The sequence below is a fragment of the Streptomyces sp. cf386 genome (assembly GCF_900103585.1).
GTDB lineage: Bacteria > Actinomycetota > Actinomycetes > Streptomycetales > Streptomycetaceae > Streptomyces.
Genome location: NZ_FNHV01000022.1, coordinates 1 through 20,727, shown reverse-complemented (window position 1 = coordinate 20,727; position 20,727 = coordinate 1). Strand labels below are relative to the sequence as shown.

Genomic DNA, 20,727 nt, shown 5'->3' with positions numbered 1-20,727 from the left:
GATTCTTCAGGCGTCCCGCAGCGACGCCGAGATCCGCTCGCACATGTCGGTGACCAGGCGCTCGTTGCGGACCCACGAGTGGTGCGTCTCGCCGCGCAACGGACGGACCTCGATCGACCGGGCCGGCAGGAGGGTGTCCAGGGCGTTGTACGGCGTCCCGCGGTAGAACTCGAACAGCAGGTGCTGCTGGTCGTCGCGGACGATCTCGTTCGGCTCCTCGGCCTTGAACAGCACCAGCCTCCCGAGCCGGTCGTCCAGCCGGTCGAGGTGCTCCCGGCTCGGCGTGTAGTGGTAGTTGATGGGGTCCAGGAGGTCCTCGACACCGGGGAGGCCGATCTCGGCCGTCGCATGGCGCATGTTGAAGTACGAGTCGATGACGAACAGGTTGTCGATCTTCTCCCCCGCACCCGCCAGCTGCGCCGACGCCTCCAGGGCCACGATCCCGCCGAAGCTCCAGCCGAGCAGGTGGTACGGGCCTGACGGCTGCAAGGTCCGTATGTGGTCGAGGTAGTAGCGGGCGACGGCCTCGAACGACTCCATGGGCGTGTGCAGGTGCGCGTTGTTGAACAGCACCAGCCGGTGTCCGGGCAGCCGCTGCGCGAGGTTGCTCAGATAGCTCTCGGCGCCGCCCTCACCGGGCGGGAAGACGAAGAGGGTGCGCTCGGCGTGCTCCTCGCCGACGAGGATGTACGGCTCGAAGTCGTCCCCGGTGACCGCCGCCCGGCCCGGCTGCGCCCGGCCCGCCCCGGAGCGGGTCACGGTCGCCGTGTGCGCGGCCAGCCGCTCCAGCCACGAGCGCAGTTCGCTCGTGAACCGCCGGGTGGTGGCCTCGTCCAGCCGGCTGTCGACCACGGTGACCAGATGGTCGCCGGTACATCGCATGGTCACGTCGACGCCGAACTGGTCCGCGCCCCGGTTCCGGTCGGAGATATGGCTGCCCGACATGGCCGAGTCGAGCTGCCAGCCCTCCTGCCGGTCCGGCGCCCGCTCTCCCCCGTCGGCGAACCGGCCGAGGTAGTTGAAGCTGACCGGGGCGAGCGGGGCGCGCTCGCCGCCGTAGCCGCCGAAGAGGGCGCCGTAGCCGATGCCGTGGTGCGGCACGCCCCGACAGGCCTCCCTGGTGCCGAGCACGCTGCGTCCCAGGTCCTCCGGGTCGGCCTCCAGGGCCAGCGGGTACATCGTGGTGAACCAGCCGACGGTGTCCCGGACATCGGGTGCCCCCGCGAACCGTTCACGGCCGTGGCCCTCGACGGTGACGTGGTTGACCGTCCGGCCGGTGACCGCCCCCAGGGCCAGCCCGGTCGCCGTCAGCAGCAGTTCGTGCAGGGTGGTGTCGTAGGCCCAGTGGCTCTCGGTGAGCAGGGTCCGGGTGTCCGAGGCGCTCAGGGCGAACTCCTCGCGGAGCGTGGCAGCACCCTCGGCGGCCGACAACTCGCCGCGCGTCGCGGCCAGTCCGGCCTGGACGTCCTCCCACAGCCGGCGCTCGTCCGCCTCGGGGACGTAGCGGCGCAGCGCCTCGCCCCACTGCCGGTAGCTGCTCGTCTTCTGCTCCAACTGGCCGCCGTGGTACAGGATTTCGAGGTCCTGGGCGAGCACGTGCCAGCTGACGGAGTCGACGATCAGATGGTGCAGGGCGAACCAGATACGTGCGGTGCCGTCCTCGAACCCGTGCAGGTAGGCGGCGCACGCGGTCGGGCCGTGTGCGAGGTCGAAGCCGCTCTGCCACTGGGCGAGGCGGGCACGGACCTCCTCGGGGCGCAGGCCGCTCACGTCGAGGTCGTGCAGGACGACGTCCGGGGTGCCCTCGGCGTAGTACTGGGTGACCTTCTCCGCGTCACCGCCCGGGCCGCCGTAGCGCAGCCGGAACGCGTCGTGGTGGTCGACCAGCCGGGCCAGGGACTCGCGCAGCCTCGCCGCCTCCAGTGGGGGTGTCCGGACGGCGAAGTTGTGGTTCCAGTGGCCGCGGTCGGCGAGCGGCTTGGCGAGGAACCACTTCTGGACGGGCAGCAGCGGACAGGGCCCGCTCAGCCGTCCCTGCTCCGGATCCTCCTGCCCCTCGCCCCGCGTGCCGTCCTGGTCGTCCGCCCTGGACAGGACGTGGTCGACGAGCTGCCGGACGGTCGGGAAGTCGAAGACGTCCTTGACGCCGATCCTGCGGCCGACCTCCCGCTGCACCTGACTCGCCAGGTGCAGGGCGCTGATGCTGTCGCCGCCCGAGCGGAAGAAGTCGTCGTCGATGCCGACCGTGCCGCCCGGGAGCCGCGCGCTCCACAACTGGCACAGCCGGGCCTCGGTCCGGCTGCGCGGGGCCGCGTAGACGGCTCGGCGTGCGGCGAAGTCCACGGCGGGCAGGGCCTTGGTGTCGAGCTTGCCGTTGACGGTCGTCGGCAGCCGGTCCAGGCGTACCAGCGTCGACGGCACCATGCCCGGCATCAGCCTGGCCCGCAGGCCCGCGAAGATCTCGCCCTCGTCCACGGGCGCGTCGCGGTCGGCAGCGTAGGCGACGTAATAGCCGACCAGCCGCCTGCCGTCCGGCGAGCTGTCGTCCCCGGCGGCGACGACGGCACACTCCCGCACCTGCGGGCAGCCGGCCAGGACCGCCTCCACCTCGCCGAGTTCGATGCGCAGGCCGTTGATCTTGACCTGGGCGTCGTCGCGTCCGACGTACCGGAGCTCGCCGTCGGGGGCGCGTCGGACCAGGTCGCCGGTGCGGTACAGCACCTCGTGGCGTCCGGAGCGGTGCTCGCCCTGCGTCCGGAACGGGTTCGGCAGGAACCGTTCGCCGGTCAGCTCCGGCTGGTGGAGATAGCCGTCCGTGACGCACTCGCCGGCCACGTACAGCTCGCCCACCGCGCCCGGCGGCAGCAGCCGCATGGAGTCGCCGAGCACATACAGCCGGGTGTTGCCGAGCGGCTGCCCGAGGGCGTTCGCGTAGGGGTCGCCGGGTTCGAAGCGCCGGACGGTGTTGTAGACGGCGGTCTCCGTGGTGCCGTACGCGTTGAGCAGTGGGCCGGAGAACTCGCCGCGGATCTTCGCGAAGTGGCGCTCGTGGAACGCCTCTCCGGCGACCAGCACACACCTCAGGTGGGTCAGCCGCGCGAGGTCGAGTTGGGTGATCTGCGTCGGCGTGCCGCTCAGGTAGGTCAGTCCGGCCCGGTTCGCGTAGTCGTAGAAGCCGTCGTCCTCGGCGGGCGACGACGGCGGCACGACCAGGGTGTGGCCGCCGAGCACGGACAGCGCCAGCTGCTCCACGGAGAAGTCGAACACGTAGTTGGCGAGGAACAGCACGCCTTCGCGGGTGGTGGCGGGGTCGCCGAGGTGGCGTTCGGCGAGCTGCTCGCGGAAGCTGTCCACGGCGCGGTGCGGCACCAGGACGGCCTTGGGCCGGCCGGTGGTGCCCGAGGTGTAGATGGCGTAGGCCAGGTCGTCCGGCGACACCTCGGTGACCGGGTTCTCGGTGGAGCGGTAGCCCATCGGCAGCCGGTCGGCCGCCACCAGCGTCGGCCGGGCCGCGCCGGGCAGGGTGCGCAGTCGGTCGGCGTGGGCCTGCTCCGTCACCATCAGCCCGGCCCGGGTGTCCCGGAGCATGAACTCGACACGGTCGTCGGGATAGCCCGGGTCGATCGGCACATACGCCGCCCCGGCCTTCCACACCGCCAGGATCGCGGTGACCATCAGGTCGCTCTTGTCCAGCACCAGGGCGACCGGGTCGCCCGGCCGCAGCTGCACGACGGACCGCAGATAGTGCGCCAACTGGTTCGCGCGCTCGTTGAGTTGACGATACGTCAGTTCCGTGTCGCCGTGGACGAGCGCGATCCGGTCCGGGAAGGCGGCGGCCGTCTCCTCGAACACGGCGTGCAGCGTCCGGGCGGGTCCGGGGGCGGTGACCGGCGCACCGGCGTCGGCCAGCAGCCGAGCCCGCCCCTCCTCGTCCACGCCGGTGACCTCGGCCAGCCGGGCCCGCTCGCCCGTGGCGGCCAGCCTCGCGAACTCGCGCAGGACGTGCCGGAAGACGGCGATGAAGCCCTCGGCGCTCGCGTCCTCGAACAGGGACGCGGCGTACGTCAGGTTGCCCGCCAGTCCGCCCGCCGGGGTCTCGGTGAGAGTGGCCGACAGGTCGAACTTGGTGGCCGTCCAGCCGTCGGCGTCCGGCCTGTGGTCGATCAGCGCCGGCGTCCCGTCGGCCACGGGGGTGGTCCCGGCGCGGTCCGTGACGTTCTGCAGGGTGAAGTTGACCTGGAGGACGGGGTGGCGGCTCGGATCCTTCTCCACGTCGAGTTCCTTGACGAGCTGCTCGAACGGCAGCTCGCCGTGCACCTGCGCCGCGACGACCCGCTCGCCGACCGAGCGGACGTAGTCCACCAGCGTGGCCCGCTCGTCGACCCGGACGCGCAGCGCGAGCAGGTTGGCGAAGAAGCCGACGGTGCGGTCGAACTCCGGGCGTCCGCGGTTGGCGGACGGGGTGCCCACGACGAAGTCGTGCCGACCGGTGTACAGGTTCAGCACCAGGCACCAGGCGCCGAGCAGCACGCTGTACAGGCTCACTCGCACCGACCGGGCCAGCGCCCGCAGCTCCTCCACGGTCTCGTCGTCAAGACCGAACTCGATCTCCCGGCCCCGGTAGTCGAACCGGGCGGGGCGCGGGTGGTCCAGCGGCAGCCGGATCGTCTCGAACCCGGCCAGTGCGTCCGTCCAGAACTCGGTCAGCTCCGCCAGCCGTCGGCCGGTGAGGTGCTGCCGCTGCCACACCGCGAAGTCGGCGTAGCTACCGCGGACCGTGCCGAGGTCCGCCGCGGGCACCCCGCGCAGCAGGGCCGCGAGCTCCTGGCGGAAGACGTTCCACGACCAGCCGTCGAAGCAGGTGTGGTGGAGCACGAGGCTCAGGTACAGGCTGCCTGGATCGCCGGTGAGGTCGAACAGGTCGGCCCGCAGGGGCAGTTCCTCGTGCAGGCGGAAGACATGTCCCTCGCACCGCACGAGCCGCTCGTCCAGCTCCACGGTTCCGGCGACCGTGTGCACCTCCGGGGCGAACAGGGCCAGGGCCTCGTCCTCCGGCAGCGTGTACTGCCGACGGACGCCGTCCTGGTCGGTCCTGAGCAGGGTGCGCAGCGCGGGATGGCGTCGCAGGAGGGTGCGCAGGGCGTGGATCACCGTGTCCCGTGACACCGTGTCGTGTGTCGGGAACCGCAGTGCGAACGGGATGTTGTAGGCGGCGGTGCCGCCCTCGAACTCGTCGATGAACAGCAGGCGTTCCTGCGCGAGCGACACCGCGGGTCGGCCGGTCGCCGCGCCTGCCCGCCCGGCCGTCTGCTCGGCGTCCGCCTCGTCCGACTGCGCGGCCATCTCCCGGATGTGCCGTGCCTGTGCGCCGAGGGAGGTGTGCCGGAGTACGGTCCCGACGCCGAGGCCCCGGCCGAAGCCGCTGGTGATGGCCTGCGCGAGCGCCATCGCGCGGATGCTGTCGCCGCCGAGCGCGAAGAAGTCGTCGTGCACTCCGATGCGGTCCGGGGCGACGCCGAGCACCGTGGCCCAGATGCCGCACAGCTTGACCTCGACGTCGTCGGAGGGGGCGAGGTACTCGGTGCCGTCGCCCTGCCCGAAGTCCGTCTCGGGCAGGCGCCGTGTGTCCAGCTTGCCGCTGGGGGTCACGGGGATGTCCGTGATGCGCAGGACGCGGGCGGGCACGATGGCCTCGGGCAGCTTCCGGCGCATCCACTCCTTCACGTCCTGCTCGTCGTGTTCGCGGTCGCTGATGTAGAAGCCGACGAGGTACTTCTGGGCCGCCGCGAGCCCGCCGTCCTGATGCTCCCGGGCGATCACCAGGGACCTGGTCACGCCGGGGTACGCCGAGAGGACCGCCTCGACCTCACCGAGTTCGACGCGCTGGCCGCGGATCTTGACCTGGAGGTCGGTGCGGCCCAGGCACTCGAGCTCGCCGTCGGGCAGCCACCGCACCAGGTCGCCGGTCCGGTACAGCCGTGCGTTGCGCCCGGCGGCCCGCTCCTCGGGGGTCTGGAAGGGGTTGTCGACGAACCGCTCCGCGGTCAGCTCGGCGCGGCCCAGGTAGCCGCGGGTGACTCCTACGTCGCCGATGTACAACTCGCCCATGCCGCCGACCGGGACCCGCTTCATCGACGTGTTGAGCACGTAGGCCGTGGTGTTCGCCACCGGGTGGCCGATGCTCTTGGTCGCACGGCGCTCGTCGACCGCGGGGTAGGGCCGCTTGTGGCTGGTGATCGAGATCTCCGTCGGGCCGTACCCGTTGATGATCATGCCCGGGAAGGTCCCGCGGATCTTGTTGAACACCGGCTCGGTGAAGTCCTCGCCGATCGCGTCGATGCGGGTCAGGGAGGTCGTCGTCGAGTAGTCGTACAGCGACAGCACCGACGGTGTTCCGGAGAGGTAGGTGACCTTCTCGTCGTTGATGTACTGGTAGAGGCGCTCGGCGTCGGTGCGCATCGTGTCGTCGAGCACCACCAGCTTCTGCCCGTTGAGCAGCGCGTCGGTCATCTGCTCGACGAAGTGGTCGAAGACGTAGTTGGAGAACGACAGCAGCGCCTCGTCGCCCTCGCTCTTGTCCAGCGAGAACAGCTTGGCCAGGGAGACCTGGAGGTTGACGACGCCCCGGTGCTCGACCAGGACGGCCTTGGGGTTGCCGGTGGTGCCGGAGGTGTAGATGGCGTAGGCGAGGTCGGTGCTGGTGACCTCGGTGACCGGGTTCTCCGCCGACCGGTACCCCATCGGCAGCCGGTCGGCCTCCACGACCGGCAGCCCCTCGGTGGCCGGCAGCTCGCGCAGCCGCTCCGCGTGGGCCTGGTTGGTCACCACCAGCCGGGCCCGGGTGTCCTGGAGCATGAACGCGATCCGGTCCTCGGGATAGCCGGGGTCGATCGGCACATACGCCGCCCCCGTCTTCCACACCGCCAGGATCGCGACGATCATCAGCTCGCTCTTGTCCACCACCAGGCCGACCAGATCGTTCGGCCGTAACTGGACCACCGAGCGCAGATAGTTCGCCAACTGGTTGACCTGCTCGTTGAGTTGACGGTACGTCAGTCGAGTGTTCCGGTAGACGACCGCGATCTCGTCCGGCCAGGCCGCGGCCTGCTCCTCGAACACGCCGTGCAGGGTCTTGTCGGCGGGGTACTCGGTCTGCGTCCGGTTCCAGGTGTCGAAGCGCTCGATCATCGCCGGCGACACGAGGTCGAGTCCGTCCACGGGCTGGGTGATGTCCCGCGCCACCTGGGCGAACAGGGTGTGGGTGACGTCGAGGAGGGTGTCGATGGTGGCGTCGGCGAAGAGTTCGCCCGCGTACCAGAGGGTGACCGTCAGCTCGTCGCCCTCCTCGCGGGCGACGACGGCCAGCGGGTAGTCGACCTTGTCGGCGTCGTACGCCTTCTCGAAGCGGAGGAGTTCGTCGTGCTCCTCGGCCTCCTCCAGCAGCCGCGGGTAGTTCTCCAGCACCAGCAGTGTGTCGAAGAGCCGGCGCTTCATCCCTCCGGTCTGGAGCCGGCCCAGTTCGACCGTGCTCCTGCCGTTCATCGTGTTCACGACGGACTGGATGTCGGCGATGGCCGCGCCGACGCTCCGCCCCGCCTGGTCGTCGTGGTCGACGACGAGGGGCAGGGTGTTGATGAACAGGCCGACCGAGTTCTCGATGGCGTCGACGTGCAGATTGCGGCCGGAGACGATCGTCCCCACCACCGTGGTGTTCCCGCCGCCGATCGCGTACAGCACCTTGTGCCACACGAACTGGAGCACCGAGTGCAGGGTGACCGAGTGGCCGGCGCACATCGACTTCAGCGCGGCGGTCAGGTCCGCGCCGAGGGCCAGCTTCCTCGTGCGGTGCTCGTGGACGTGGTCGTAGTCGCTCAGGTCGACCTGGTAGCGGATCTCCTCCTTGAGCAGTCCGTCGAAGTCACCGCGTTCGTCGATGCGCTCGATCTGCCGCAGCCAGTGCTCGACGTGCTCGTCGCGGTGCTCCTCCCAGTACCGCTGGGCCGCCGCGTAGGCGTGGTCCACGTCCGGCTCGATCGCGGTGCCGCGCAGCAGGCTCAGATACACGCGGTGCACCTCGTCGTGCAGGACCGGCAGGCTCCAGCCGTCCAGGACGAGGTGGTGACAGCTGAAGATCAGCGAGTACAGGTCTTCGCGCTGCCGGATCAGATAGACCCGGAACATCCGTCCTTCGGCGGGCTCGTACGGCTCGGCCCGGTCCCGCTGCTGCAACTCCCGGATACGGGCGTCCTGTTCGGCGGGGTCGGACACGTCGGCCAGGTCGACGAACCGCCAGTCGAGGGGCCGGTCGTCGGAGTCGATGATCTGGAGGGGCTCCTCGGCCCACTCGAAGCGCAGCCGCAGCGCCGGGTACTTGTGCTGGGCGTGCCGCCAGGCCTGCTTCATCAGGTCGGGGCGGATCGGACATCGGTAGCGGTGCACCGACTGCATGACGTAGGCGTCGTCGCCGCTCCTGCGCTTCAGGGCGTGGTACAGCAGGCCCTGCTGGAGGCCGTTCGCGCGCAGCCGTACGGGTTCGCCCTCGGCGGCGGCCGGTTCGTGGACGGGCTCGGGCTCGGGGCCCGGCTCGGGCCGGGTGTCGTGCTGCCGGTCCAGGTGGTCGGCAAGCTCGGTCAGGGTTCGCAGGGTGAACACGTCCTCGACGCCGACGAAGACGCCGAGCCGCTGCCGTACGCGGGCGATCAGCAGGATGCAGGAGATGCTCTGCCCGCCGAGCCGGAAGAAGTCGTCGCGGTCGCCGATCCGCGCCGCCGGCACGCCCAGGACCTCGCCCCAGATCTCGCGCAGCTCCTCCAGGACGCCGTCTGCCGCGCCCTCCCTGTGGTCGTCGCCGTCGACCGGCGCGGGACGGGCTCGGTCCACCTCGGGCAGCGCGCGCCAGTCCACCTTGCCGTTGACGTTGACCGGAATGCCGTCGAGCCGGACCATACGGGCGGGGACCATGATCCGTATGAGCCGCTCTTCCAGGAAGGACAGCAGCTCGTCCTCGGTCACCTCCGCCGACGGCTCGGTCGTGTAGTACCCGACGAGATGGCGGTCGCCGGTGCCACCCGCCCCTTCGCGGGCCACCACCGTGCACTTGCGGACGCCCGGGTACTCGGTCGCCTGCGCCTCGACCTCGCCCGGCTCCACACGGACGCCGTTCAGCTTGAGCTGGAAGTCGCTGCGGCCCATGAACTCGACCTCGCCGGAGGGCAGGACCCGGGCCAGGTCACCGGTCCGGTAGAGGCGGGCGTTGCGCCCGAGCAGCTTCTCCTGCGCCGACTGGTACGGGTTCGGCGTGAACCGCTCGGCGGTCAGGTCGTCGCGGTTGAGGTAGCCGGGGGCGATGCCGTTGCCGCCGATGTACAGCTCGCCGATGGCGCCGATCGGCAGCTGCTTCAGGTTCTGGCTCAGCACGTACCACTTCACGTTGCGCAGCGGCCGGCCGATGCTGCGGTCCGGCCGCTCCGTCACGCCCGGCCCGAACTCCTTGACGGCGGTGACGAAGGCCGCCTCGGTGAAGGCGTACTCGTTGACCACCTGGCCGGAGAACCGCTCCCGGAGCTGGCGCAGCCCGGCCGCCGTCAGTTCCTCGCCGACCAGCAGCAGCTTCTTCAGGCTCGTACATCGACGCAGGTCGAAGTGTTGCAGCACCGATCCCGTGGCGTTGAGATACGTGACCCCGTGCCGCTCGATGTAGGCGGGGAACCGGTCCGGGTCGAGCCGGATCTCGTCGGGGACGATCACCAGCGTCTGGGAGTTGATGAGCGCGATCAGGGTCTGCCGCAGGTGCGGTTCGAAGACGTACGAGGCGAAGAGCGCGACGCGCTCCTCCCCCGGTCGCCGCATCTCGTAGCGCTCGGACAGATCGGTGATGCTGTTCACGACGCTGTCGTGGTACTTGGGAACCCCCTTCGGCACACCCGTGGTGCCGGAGGTGTAGGTGAGGTAGGCGAGATCGCCGCTGCCCAGGGACAGCCGCGAGGCGCCGGCGGCGCTCTCCTGCCGGGCGAGCACGGTCTCGATCTCGATGACGCGCACATCGGCGTGCCCGGCCCCGAGGATCTTCCTGAGCCGCGCCGCGTGGTGCCGGTTGGTGACGATGCCGTTCAGGCCGGTGTCGCCGACGATGAAGCGGATCCGCTCGGCCGGGTACGCGGGGTCGATCGGCACATACGCCGCACCGGCCTTCCACAGGCCGAGGGTGGCGACGACGCCCAGGTCGCTCTTGTCGAGGTACATCCCGACCAGTTGCTGCGGCCGCACCGCCATCTCGGGCCCGAGCAGCCAGTGCGCGAACCGGTTGGCCCGCTCGTCGACCTGGCGATACGTCAGCCGGGTGTCGCCGAAGACGACGGCCTCCCGGTCCGGCGACCGGCGCACCGCGTCCTCGAAGAGGTCGCTCAGCCGCTTGCCCTCGGGGAAGTCGCCGTCGGTGGCGTTCCACTTGTGCAGTTGCTGCCGCTGCTCCTCCGACACCAGCTCCACGTCGGCGACGCGCTGCGCGGGCCGGCCGAGGAACTGGCCGAGCACCTCGCGTACGACGTCGAGCACGCCGGCGATGGTCCGGTCCTCGAACAGGTCCTCCGCATAGGCCATGGTCCACTGGAGGTGGCCGTCCGCCTCGACGTCCCGGACGACCACCAGGAGCGGGGAGGGCGGCAGTTCGGCCAGGTCCATGTCGTGGTCGGCGAGCACGAGCAGCGCGTCGAACAGACCGCGCCCGAGCACCTCGTCACCGGTGACATAGGCGTCCTGCCGGCGCACGGCCTCGCCGAGTTCGGCCACCGCCTCGCGGCAGGTGAGCCGGGCCTGCTCGATGTGGTCGACGACGACGGGCAGGACCGCCGCCCGCCGTACGTCGCCGCCCGCCGTGGCGTCGACGAGTGCCGCCACCGTCCGGTCGCCGTGGCCGTACGCCCGCATGACGGCGTGCAGCACGGCCAGCGCGAACGCGGCGACCGGCACACCGCCGTCCTCGCGCGTCGCGTGACTGAGCGCGGTGTGGTCCGGTCCGCCGATGCGCAGGTCCTGCCGCTTCGTCGCACATACGGCGGGGTCGTCGTCCCGCACCGCGATCTTGTTGCGCCACTCGTCCTTGAGGAGCATCTCCAGATCGCAACGCTCGCTCGATAACGCTGCGATGCGGGCGGACCAGTCCGCGGCGGTCGTCGGGTACGGTGCTGACTTCATTCGTAGGCTCTCCGTCGTACAGATCCGTGCGACGCACGGCGGTGGCCGGGGCCGCCGCAGGGCCGCGAAGGTCAGAGAACGTGTCGGGACCGCGCCCCGTGCGTCAGGTGCCGGGCGTCGGGAGGCTGCGGGCCAGTGCGTCGAGAGCCTGGTCGATCTCGCTCTCGGTGATCGTCAGCGGTGGGCGGAAGCGGAGGCTGCGCTCGCCGCAGGGCAGGGCGATGACGTGGTGGTCGCGGTACATGCGGTGCAGGACGTCGTCGCGCAGGCGGGTGTCCGGCAGGGTGACCGCGCACATCAGTCCGCGGCCCCGGGCGTTGCTCAGCAGGTCCGGGTGCTCGGTGGCCAGGGCTTCGAGGCCGTCGCGCAGATACTTGCCCCGGCCCACGACGGCGTCGAGGAGCTGGGTGCGCTCGACCGTCTCCAGGATCCGGGTGGCCCTGACCATGTCGGCGAGGCTGCCGCCCCAAGTCGAGCTGATCCGGGAGGAGACGGCGAAGACGTTGCCCGGGACCTGGTCGATCCGGCCGCCGCCCATCACCCCGCACACCTGGGTCTTCTTGCCGAACGCCACCAGGTCCGGCTGGAGGCCCAGTTGCTGGTAGGCCCAGGGGGTGCCGGTGATGCCGCCGCCGGTCTGTACCTCGTCGAGCACGAACAGGGCGTCGTGCTCGTGGCAGAGCCGCTGCATCGCCTGGAGGAAGCCGGCGCCGAGGTGGTTGTCGCCGCCCTCGCCCTGGATCGGCTCGGCGATGAAGCAGGCGATCATCCCGTCGGCGGCGCGGAAGGCTGCCTCGGCGGCCCGCAGTGCCCGCTGTTCGGCCTCCTGGTTGGCTCGGGCGTGTGCGGTGGTCGGGTGCCGCAGCGCGGGAGACGGGATCCGGGGCCAGCCGAACTTGGGGAAACGGTCGGTCTTCGCGGGGTCGGTGTTCGTCAGCGACATCGTGTAGCCGCTGCGGCCGTGGAACGACCGCTCCAGGTGCAGCACTTGGAGCCGGTCCACGGCCTGCTCGTCGAGGCCCAGCCGCTGTGCCTTCCAGTCGAAGGCCGCCTTGAGCGCGTTCTCGACGGCGAGCGCCCCGCCGTCCACGAAGAACAGGTGCGGCAGCCGCGGGTCGCCGAGCACGCGGGCGAACGTCTCGACGAACCTGGCGTACTCGACCGTGTAGAAGTCCGGGTTGGACGGCTTGTTGACGGCTGCCGCGGCGAGTTCCCGCATGAACTCCGGATCGTCGGTAATGCAGGTCGGATTGATACCGAGCGGCGCCGAGGCGAAGAAGGAGAAAAGGTCGAGATAGGGGTCGCCGGTCATGGCGTCGACCAACTGGGTGCCATGACTCGCGGACAGGTCGAGAACGATGCCATAGCCGTCCACGAGCACATGACGGCGCAGCACACCATGCACGTCACGCGGGTTCGGCTTTTCCCTTTCCGAGCGGGCAGAGTCTGTACGGCTTCCCTGTTCACCCATGCGCGAGGACTCCTTGTAATCTGGATCGCCAATGCTAACCGGCATCCCTCTTGCCCTCCTCTCCCGGCTCTCTCGCATTTCTCTCCGCAAAATCCACGACGCTTTCCCAAGGAATTCCCTTTTCGCGGTCGCGGGGCGACTGCTATTGTCCGACGCGTCGATCGAATTCCGCCGGTCCCGATTTTTCTCCGAGTGCGCGGGAGATCACGACATGGCCTCAGCCGACTGGGACGACGCCCGCGGCCGTATGCTGCTCGACCCCACCGTCGTCAACCTCAACACCGGCTCCGCCGGACCACTGCCGCGCGGCACCTTCCGACGCGTCACCGACCTGCGCACCCGTCTCGCCCGCGCGCCGATGGACTTCCTGCTGCGCGAGCTGCCCCCACTGCTGTGGCGGACACGCGAGCACCTGGCCGGCTTCCTGGGCGGGACCCCGCACCGGCTGGCGCTCACGACCAATGTCACCGGCGCCGTCAACCTGGTGGCGTCGTCGCTGAACCTGGCCGCGCCGGGCGAGATCCTGCTCACCGACCACGAGTACCCGCCGATGCGCCGGTGCTGGGAGCGGATGGCCCGTCGGCAGGGCCTGACGGTCAGGACGTTCCGGGTGCCGACGATGCCCGCCGACCCCGGCGAGATCGTCGAGGCCGCGGTCGCCGCCATGGGGCCGCGGACCCGGCTCCTGTCCTTCAGTCATGTCCTGTCGACGACCGGACTGGTCCTGCCCGCCCGGGAGTTGTGCGTGGAGGCCCGCCGCCGCGGGATCGTCACCGTGATCGACGGCGCCCACGCGCCCGCGTTCCTCGAACTGAACCTGGCGGACCTCCCCTGCGACTTCTACGCGGGCAGCGGGCACAAGTGGCTCCTCGCCCCCACCGGGGTCGGGTTCCTGCACATCGGCCCGGGCCAGGAGGACAACCTCGAACCGACGCAGGTGAGTTGGGCGTACGAGCCGCCACCGGGGAGCGGGCCGCCCGACGAGCGCGACCGGTTCGGCAGCACCCCTCGGCTGCGCAGACTCGAATGCGAGGGCACCCGCGACCTCTGCCCCTGGCTCGCCGTGCCCGAGTCCGTCGACTTCCAGGCACGGCTCGGGCACGACAGGATCCGCCTGCGTCGACGCGAACTGACCGACCACGCCCGCCGACGCCTGGCCGACGGGCAGGGACTGGAGCCGGCCACGCCCGAACGGCCGGGCCTGTCCGGCGGCATGGTGGCCTTCCGCCTGCCCGCCACTACGAGCGCGGACGAACTGCGCCGAGGGCTCTGGGAGCGCTTCCGGATCGAGACGGCGGTGGGCGATGAGCCGGGCGGGCCGCTGCTGCGGATATCGGCGAACTTCTACACCACCGAAGCCGAGATCGACTACTTGGCCGACGCCCTGAAGGAGCTGATGGCCGGCTGAGCCGAGTGCGTGTGCTTTCCCCTGCGTCGTCGACCACCGGGTCATGTAAGGAGAGTTGAGTGCCAATGGATACGACGGTCCCCGTGTTCAGCCTGACGGACCTTCAGGCAGGGCTCCACCAGGCCGAGTTCCGCCGCTGCCTGGCGGATTTCGGCGTCTTCTACCTGTCGGACAGCGGCCTGTCGGAGGCCGACCTGAAGTCCTCCAAGGACGTCGCCGTCGACTTCTTCGAGCACGGCACGGCGGAGCAGAAGCGGGCGGTCACCGCCAAGGACCCCACCATCCGGCGCGGGTTCACGGGACTGGAGTCGGAGAGCACCGCGAAGATCACCAACAGCGGCTCGTATACCGACTATTCGATGTGCTACTCCATGGGAACCTCCGGCAACCTGTTCCCCACGGGGGACTTCGAAGGCGTATGGACGGGCTACTTCGACCGCATGTACGACGCCTCCCGGGAGGTGGCCCGGCAGGTCCTGAAGGCGACCGGCACGGAACCGGACGGCGGTGTCGAGGGCTTCGTGAACTGCGAACCGGTGCTGCGGTTCCGGTACTTCCCGGAGGTTCCCGAGCATCGCAGCGCCGAGGAGGAGCCCCTGCGGATGGCGCCGCACTACGACCTGTCGACGGTGACGCTGATCCAGCAGACACCGTGCCCCAACGGCTTCGTGAGCCTCCAGGTCGAGGTCGACGGCACCTTCGTGGACCTGCCGGCCAGGCCGGACCTGGTGCTCGTCTTCTGCGGGGCCGTCGCGACCCTCGCGACCGGCGGCCTGGTGAAGGCCCCACGGCACCACGTCGCCGCGCCGGGCCTGGAGCAGATCGTGGGCAGCAGCCGTACGTCCAGCGTCTTCTTCCTGCGTCCCAACGCGGACTTCACGTTCTCGGTGCCCCTGGCCAAGCGGTGCGGCTTCGACATCGGCCTGGACGGCGACACCGCCACGTTCCAGGACTGGATCGCGGGCAACTACGTCAACCTCCGCACGAAGACGAAGGCGTAGGACGAAGGCGTAGAACGAAAGCGCGGCCGGTCCGGCCCGAGGCGGTGGCGGTCATGCACGGGGCCGCCGCCGACGGGCCGTTCCACCCGTTGCCTACCTACGGCTCCTCACGCCGACGTGCCGACCCGCAGGAACTGTTCGTCCTGGCGCAGGATGGCCTGCATCATCCTGGTCATCCGCGCCCCCGGGTTGACCCCGATGTGCTCCCGCAGCTGCCGCTTCGCCCGGTGGAACACCTGGATCGCGTCGGCCTGGCGGCCCTCGGCGTAGTACGCCTTCATGAGGCTGACGTACAGGTCTTCGCGGAGGGGATCACGGTCGACCAGTTCCGACAGTCGTGCGATCGCCTCGCTGTAGCGTCCGAGGCCCACGTCGATCAGGGCACGCAGTTCGACCGCCGCCGTCCGTTCCTCCTCCAGGGCCTCCCCCTTCAGCCGCAGCCGGCCGGAGGTGACGTCGGCGAACGCCGGTCCCTTCCAGAGTCCGAGTGCCGCGTCGAGCCGCTCGGAAGCGTTCTGGTGCCGGCCGGCCGCGTACAACTCCCGGACGCCGCGCACCATCTGCCGGAAGACGAACAGGTCGATGGCCTCCGGAGGCACCCGCAGCTCGTAGCCGCTGTCGTGCGAGCCGACCGCGTCCCGGGAGAGCCCCGCCTTCTCCAGGGCCGTGCGGACCATCCAGGCCGAGGTCTGGAGCTGTCCCGTGACGGTCAGCGGCGGCTCCCCGTCCCACGACTCCTCGCTGATCACTTCCTTGGCGATAACCTGCCCGGGCCGTAAGGCCAGACAGGACAGAAACCGCTTCTGCCTTTGCCCGGGTATCGGTATCGGCATGGCGTTCTTCACGAGGGTCACGGGGCCGAGAAGCCGGATCGTCACGCTGTTGCCAGTGGTCATGTCGGATACCCCCTGTGGATGGCCCACGCCCTCGCCCGAGGACAGTGGACTTGGCATGAATGCTGTTCCTGGCTCACCGGAGTGTGGTCGTGACTAGGTGCCGGTCCTCTGGGAAGACCGGCTCACCGAGTCGAACTGCTCGGCTTCGTCACACGAGTTCCATGGCGTTCCGCGATGTCAGGCGTGAGTCAGTTCAGCCTCACCCCACGAGGTTCTCGAGGAACTTCGCCGCGATCGGCCCGGCGTCGGAACCGCCCGAACCGCCGTCCTCCAGGAGGACCGACCAGGCGAGGTTCCGGTCGCCCTGGTAGCCGATCATCCAGGCGTGGGTGCGCGGCGGGGTCTCCTTGCCGAACTCCGCCGTGCCCGTCTTGGCGTGCGGCTCGCCGGGGATGCCCTGCAGGGCCCGGCCCGCGCCGTCGGTCACCGTCGCGCGCATCATTCCGCGCAGCGCGTCGACGACACCGGCGTCGAGCCGGGCGGGAGCCTCGTACTTCTTCTTCACGGCTCCGGGCACCAGGACGGGCTGTCGGAAGACACCCTCCTTCGCCGTCGCCGCGACCGAGGCCATCACCAGGGGTGACGCCTGCACCCGGGCCTGCCCGATGGTCGAGGCCGCCTTGTCGTTGTCGCCGGTCGCGACCGGGACACTGCCGTCGTACGTCGTCGTGCCCACGTCCCACGTACCCCCGATGCCGAACGCCTCGGCGGTGTCATGCAGGGCGGAGGAGGACAGCTCACTGCGGGAGTTGACGAAGAAGGTGTTGCAGGAGTGCGCGAAGTTGTCCCTGAACGTCGATCCGGCCGGCAGCACGAACTGGTCCTGGTTCTCGAAGCGCTGGCCGTTGACCTGGGCGAACTTCGGGCACTCCCCGGGATCCGAGGGCTTCATCCCCTGCTTCAGCAGGGCGGCGGCGGTCACCACCTTGAAGGTCGAGCCGGGCGGATAGCGGCCCTCCAGCGCGCGGTTCATGCCGGAGGGCATGTTGGCGGCGGCCAGGATGTGCCCGTCGGACGGGTCGATGGCGACGATCGCCGCGTTCTTCTTCACTCCGGTCAGAGCTTCGGCGGCGGCCTGCTGCACCCGCGGATCGATGGTCGTGCGCACCGGCTCGCCCTGTTCCGCCTTGGTGCCGGTGAGCCTCTTCACCACCTGGCCGGACTGGCGGTCCACGATCACGACCGACTTCATCGGGCCTGATCCGCCGGTGAGTTGTTTGTCGTAGCGGGCCTGGAGGCCCGACATGCCCTTGCCGGTCCTGTCGTCGACCATGCCGACGAGCGAGGCGGACTCCAGATCGTCGCCGTTCGTGTCGAGGATGGGCGCGCGGTCCCGCGTTTTCAGGGCGAGCGTCTGCCCCGGAACCATCTCCGGGTGGAGCGTCTCCGTATGGAACTCAACCTTCCATTTATCGTCGGCCTTGATGACATCGGCCTTCGAATCCCACGAATAGTCACCGGCCCCCGGAAGGGTCATCTTCACAGTGAACGGAACTTCGACTTCCCCTTCGGTCTTCTTCTCACCGGCACCGGTACTGATCTCCGTCTTCGACGGTCCGAGGTTCGTCATGACGGATTTCACCAACGACTCGGCGTTACCCGGACTGTCCGTCAGCCGACCCGCACCCCGGGCATCGGCCACCTGCCAGGCGTCCAGGAATTTCCGCAACTCAGCGGTGGCGTCCACCACCTGCGGATCCTCCGAGCCGCTGTCGGCGACCAGGCTTGAGTATCCCCAGTAACCGATCCCGGCGGTCACGGCCAGCGCGACGACCACGGAAACGACCGTCCGGCCGCGGGAGCGGCGCCCACGGGGCTGGGGGTAATCAATGTGGCTGCCGGAATGGGTCATGGGCCTCACATTAGGCGCGCCTGCCCGACTATCGTGCGCCGCCATGCGGTATTCAGGACAGCCCCGGTGTGAAAGAGCTGGTACGGCCGATCGGGGCGGCAACCGGGCGGAGTCGCAGGTAAAGAGACACCCAAGGAGACGCCATTACAAGATCGCCGCGTCGAACACAGGGGGGCGATGTTGCATGAATCGACCGATTCTTTCATCGTCATTGGACTAGAACACTGAAAGAACCCGCCCGGAGCCAGCCACCTTTACGGAGCAAACTGGCTGAATCAAAACGGCCGGGCGGGCTCGACCGGAAAACTACTGTCGGACGCTCTCGGCGACCGGACCCGGATCAGTTCTGCAGGACGGCCTCCATCACGTCCCGGGCGATGGGTGCGGCCAGACTGCCGCCGGAGATGTCCTCACGCGAGATGTCCATGTCGGTCGGGTCGATGAAGACGGCCACCGCGACGGCCTCGCCGTCGGACTTCACGCCGTACGAGACGAACCAGCCGTAGGGAACCTGATCGCGCACATTCACACCGCGCTGGGCCGTTCCGGTCTTGCCGCCCACCGTGATGCCCTCGATGAGGGCCCTCTTGGCGCTTCCCTCCTTGGCGGTGTGCTCCATCATCTCCCGGACCTTCTCGGCCGTGGCCTCGGAGACGGCCTGGCTCATGACCTGGGGCTCGTTCTTCTCCAGGGGATTCAGATCGGGAGACCGCAACTCGTCGACGATGTAGGGCTGCATCACCTTGCCCTCGTTGACCAGCGCGGCCGTCACCATCGCCATCTGCATGGGCGTACTGGTGAGGCTGCCCTGGCCCATGCCCGTCAGCGCTGTGCCGGGCTTGTCGAGGTCCCCGGGGTAGAGGCTCTTGCTGGCCCGCAGGTCGCCGAACTCGGCCGAGTAGACGTCCTCGTTGAACCCGAACTTCTCGGCCGTCTCACGCATCTTGTCCGCGCCCACCTTCACGGCCGCGTCGAGGAAGACGTTGTTGCAGGAGTGCTGCATGGCCGTCTTGAGTGATGCCTTGCTGCAGACGGCGTCCCCGGCCTCACTGCCGATCCTGTTGGTCGACTGCGGCAGGAGGTACGGCGAGGCCGCGTCCGACGCGGCGTCGATGTCCGTCACCACGCCGTGCTCCAGCGCCGCGGCGGCGGTGAGGATCTTGAAGGTCGACCCGGGCGGGAAGGTTTCCCGCAGCGCGCGATTGGCCAGCGGCTTGCTCTTGTCGGCACCCAGCGCCTTGAACTTGTCGCTCTCCTTGAGGGAGTTGCCGGCGAACGTCGCGGGGTCGTAGGACGGGGTCGAGACTAGGGCGAGCACCTTCCCCGTCTTCGGGTCGAGAGCCACGACCGACCCACGGGCGCCGAGCTCCGTCAGCCCCTTGTAGCCGGCCTCCTGCGCCTTGGCGTCGATCGTCGTGACGACATCACCGCCGCGCCGTTCCTTTCCGGTGACGACATCCGTGAAGCGCTCGAACGCCAGCCGGTCGTCCTGGCCGCTGAGCACGCTGTCGTACGTGCTCTCCAGGAACGTCATGCCCATGGCCTGGGAGGCGTATCCGGTGACCGGCGCGTACATGGGCCCGTTCTTGTACGTGCGCTCGTACTTCAGATCCGACCCGTCGGCCGCCGCCGAGCCCGTGATCGATCTCGCGCCCACGATGATGTCGCCGCGCGGCGCCGCGTACTGGTTGATCAGGACGCGTCGATTCTTGTCGTCGGTGGCGAGTTCGTCGGCCTCCATGTACTGGAGCCAGTTGGCCCGAATCAGCAGCGCGAGCATCAGAAACCCGCAGAAGAGGGCTATGCGCCTCAGCGGCTTGTTCACGCGGCCGCACCTCCAGCGACCGGCTGATGGCGTCGCGACAGCGCTAATCGAGCATGAGTCGGATTGCAAAGAACCATGCCTGCACCATAGTTGAGTGAGTTGCCGGGCTCCCCGACTACGGATCAGGACCGGCCGACCGGCACGGCGGCAGTGCTGATCCGGCCCCGTGAAGGTGACTTGATACCGGGCTACGGACGCCGACACGGTTCGCCTAGGCTCGGCCTCGATGCGACCCGATTGTCCCGAGGGCCAGGAATAGTCCGTGACCAACATTCCCGAAACGGGCCGGACTCCGCGCGTCCAGATCCGGCTCATCGTCATCCAAGTCCTCGCCCTTTCCCTCCTCGCCGCCCTCGGCGGACGGCTGTGGCACTTACAGATCCGTGAGGGAAAGGCCCATGCGAAGGAGGCGTCCGGCAATCTCGTCCAACGGGTGGTCCAGCCCGCGGTGCGCGGGTCGATCCTCGACGCACGCGGTGTGCCACTCGCCGACAACGAGACGCGGTTGGTGGTGTCCGCCTCGCGTACGGATCTGTTGAAGATGCCGGATGACGGTGAGGCGGTGCTGACGAAGCTGGCGGGTGTGCTGGGGATGACGCCGAGGGAGGTGCGGGAGAAGGTGCGGCTGTGTGATGCGCAGACGCCGCAGCCGTGCTGGAACGGGTCGCCGTATCAGCCGATCCCGATCACCGACGAGGCCACAGCGAAGCAGGCTTTGCAGATCCGTGAGCGGGCCGAGGACTTCCCCGGGATCACCGCCGAGCCGCAGGCCGTGCGCCGCTACGCGAGCCCCGGTGAGGCCAACACCGCGCAGGTGCTGGGTTATCTCTCGCCGGTGACGGACGGGGAGATCCAGCAGGCCCAGGACACCGACTCGCCCTACCTGCGCTCGGACCAGGTGGGCCGCTCCGGTCTGGAGCGGGAGTATGACAAGGAGCTGCGCGGCAAGGCGGGTGTCACCCGCTACGAGGTCGACAATCTCGGCCGGGTCATCGGGCAGGCCAAGGCGGACGCCGCTCAGGCGGGCTCCAACCTCGTCACCAGCATCGACGCCCGCGTGCAGCGGGTGGCGGAGTACGAG

7 protein-coding genes and 1 pseudogene are annotated in these 20,727 nt (G+C 69.5%); 3 read left to right on the top strand and 5 right to left on the bottom strand.

The genetic code is table 11. The features are described 5' to 3' along the window. Nucleotides 1-6: 6 nt before the first annotated feature. Nucleotides 7-11,193, bottom strand: coding sequence for a non-ribosomal peptide synthetase (locus BLU79_RS38925; protein ID WP_093910753.1), 11,187 nt, complete (start codon nucleotides 11,191-11,193; stop codon nucleotides 7-9). A gap of 103 nt (nucleotides 11,194-11,296) precedes the next feature. Then, complete coding sequence (lat, locus tag BLU79_RS38920; RefSeq protein WP_093910752.1) at nucleotides 11,297-12,664, bottom strand: L-lysine 6-transaminase; 1,368 nt, start codon at nucleotides 12,662-12,664, stop codon at nucleotides 11,297-11,299. 211 nt (nucleotides 12,665-12,875) lie between these two features. Between lat and BLU79_RS38915 the strand changes: the two genes are divergently transcribed. Then, nucleotides 12,876-14,072, top strand: a complete 1,197-nt coding sequence (locus tag BLU79_RS38915; protein ID WP_093910751.1) for an aminotransferase class V-fold PLP-dependent enzyme — start codon at nucleotides 12,876-12,878, stop codon at nucleotides 14,070-14,072. A gap of 65 nt (nucleotides 14,073-14,137) precedes the next feature. Next, nucleotides 14,138-15,073 carry a 2OG-Fe(II) oxygenase family protein gene (locus tag BLU79_RS38910; protein ID WP_093910750.1) on the top strand — a complete coding sequence of 312 codons (936 nt, stop codon included), beginning with the start codon at nucleotides 14,138-14,140 and terminating at the stop codon, nucleotides 15,071-15,073. A 107-nt stretch (nucleotides 15,074-15,180) separates the two neighbouring features. Here the strand turns inward: BLU79_RS38910 and BLU79_RS38905 are convergent, their stop codons facing one another. The 3 genes from BLU79_RS38905 to BLU79_RS38895 form a co-directional block, all read right to left on the bottom strand. Beyond that, on the bottom strand, nucleotides 15,181-15,969 hold the full coding sequence (locus BLU79_RS38905) for an AfsR/SARP family transcriptional regulator (RefSeq protein WP_093910749.1): 789 nt from the start codon (nucleotides 15,967-15,969) through the stop codon (nucleotides 15,181-15,183). Between the two features lie 199 nt (nucleotides 15,970-16,168). Next, nucleotides 16,169-17,821, bottom strand: a complete 1,653-nt coding sequence (locus BLU79_RS38900; protein WP_093910748.1) for a penicillin-binding transpeptidase domain-containing protein — start codon at nucleotides 17,819-17,821, stop codon at nucleotides 16,169-16,171. Between the two features lie 340 nt (nucleotides 17,822-18,161). Further along, nucleotides 18,162-19,646 carry a peptidoglycan D,D-transpeptidase FtsI family protein gene (locus tag BLU79_RS38895; protein ID WP_093910747.1) on the bottom strand — a complete coding sequence of 495 codons (1,485 nt, stop codon included), beginning with the start codon at nucleotides 19,644-19,646 and terminating at the stop codon, nucleotides 18,162-18,164. A 262-nt stretch (nucleotides 19,647-19,908) separates the two neighbouring features. Here BLU79_RS38895 and BLU79_RS38890 point away from each other — a divergent pair. Beyond that, nucleotides 19,909-20,727, top strand: a pseudogene (locus BLU79_RS38890) (penicillin-binding protein 2); the annotation flags it as partial.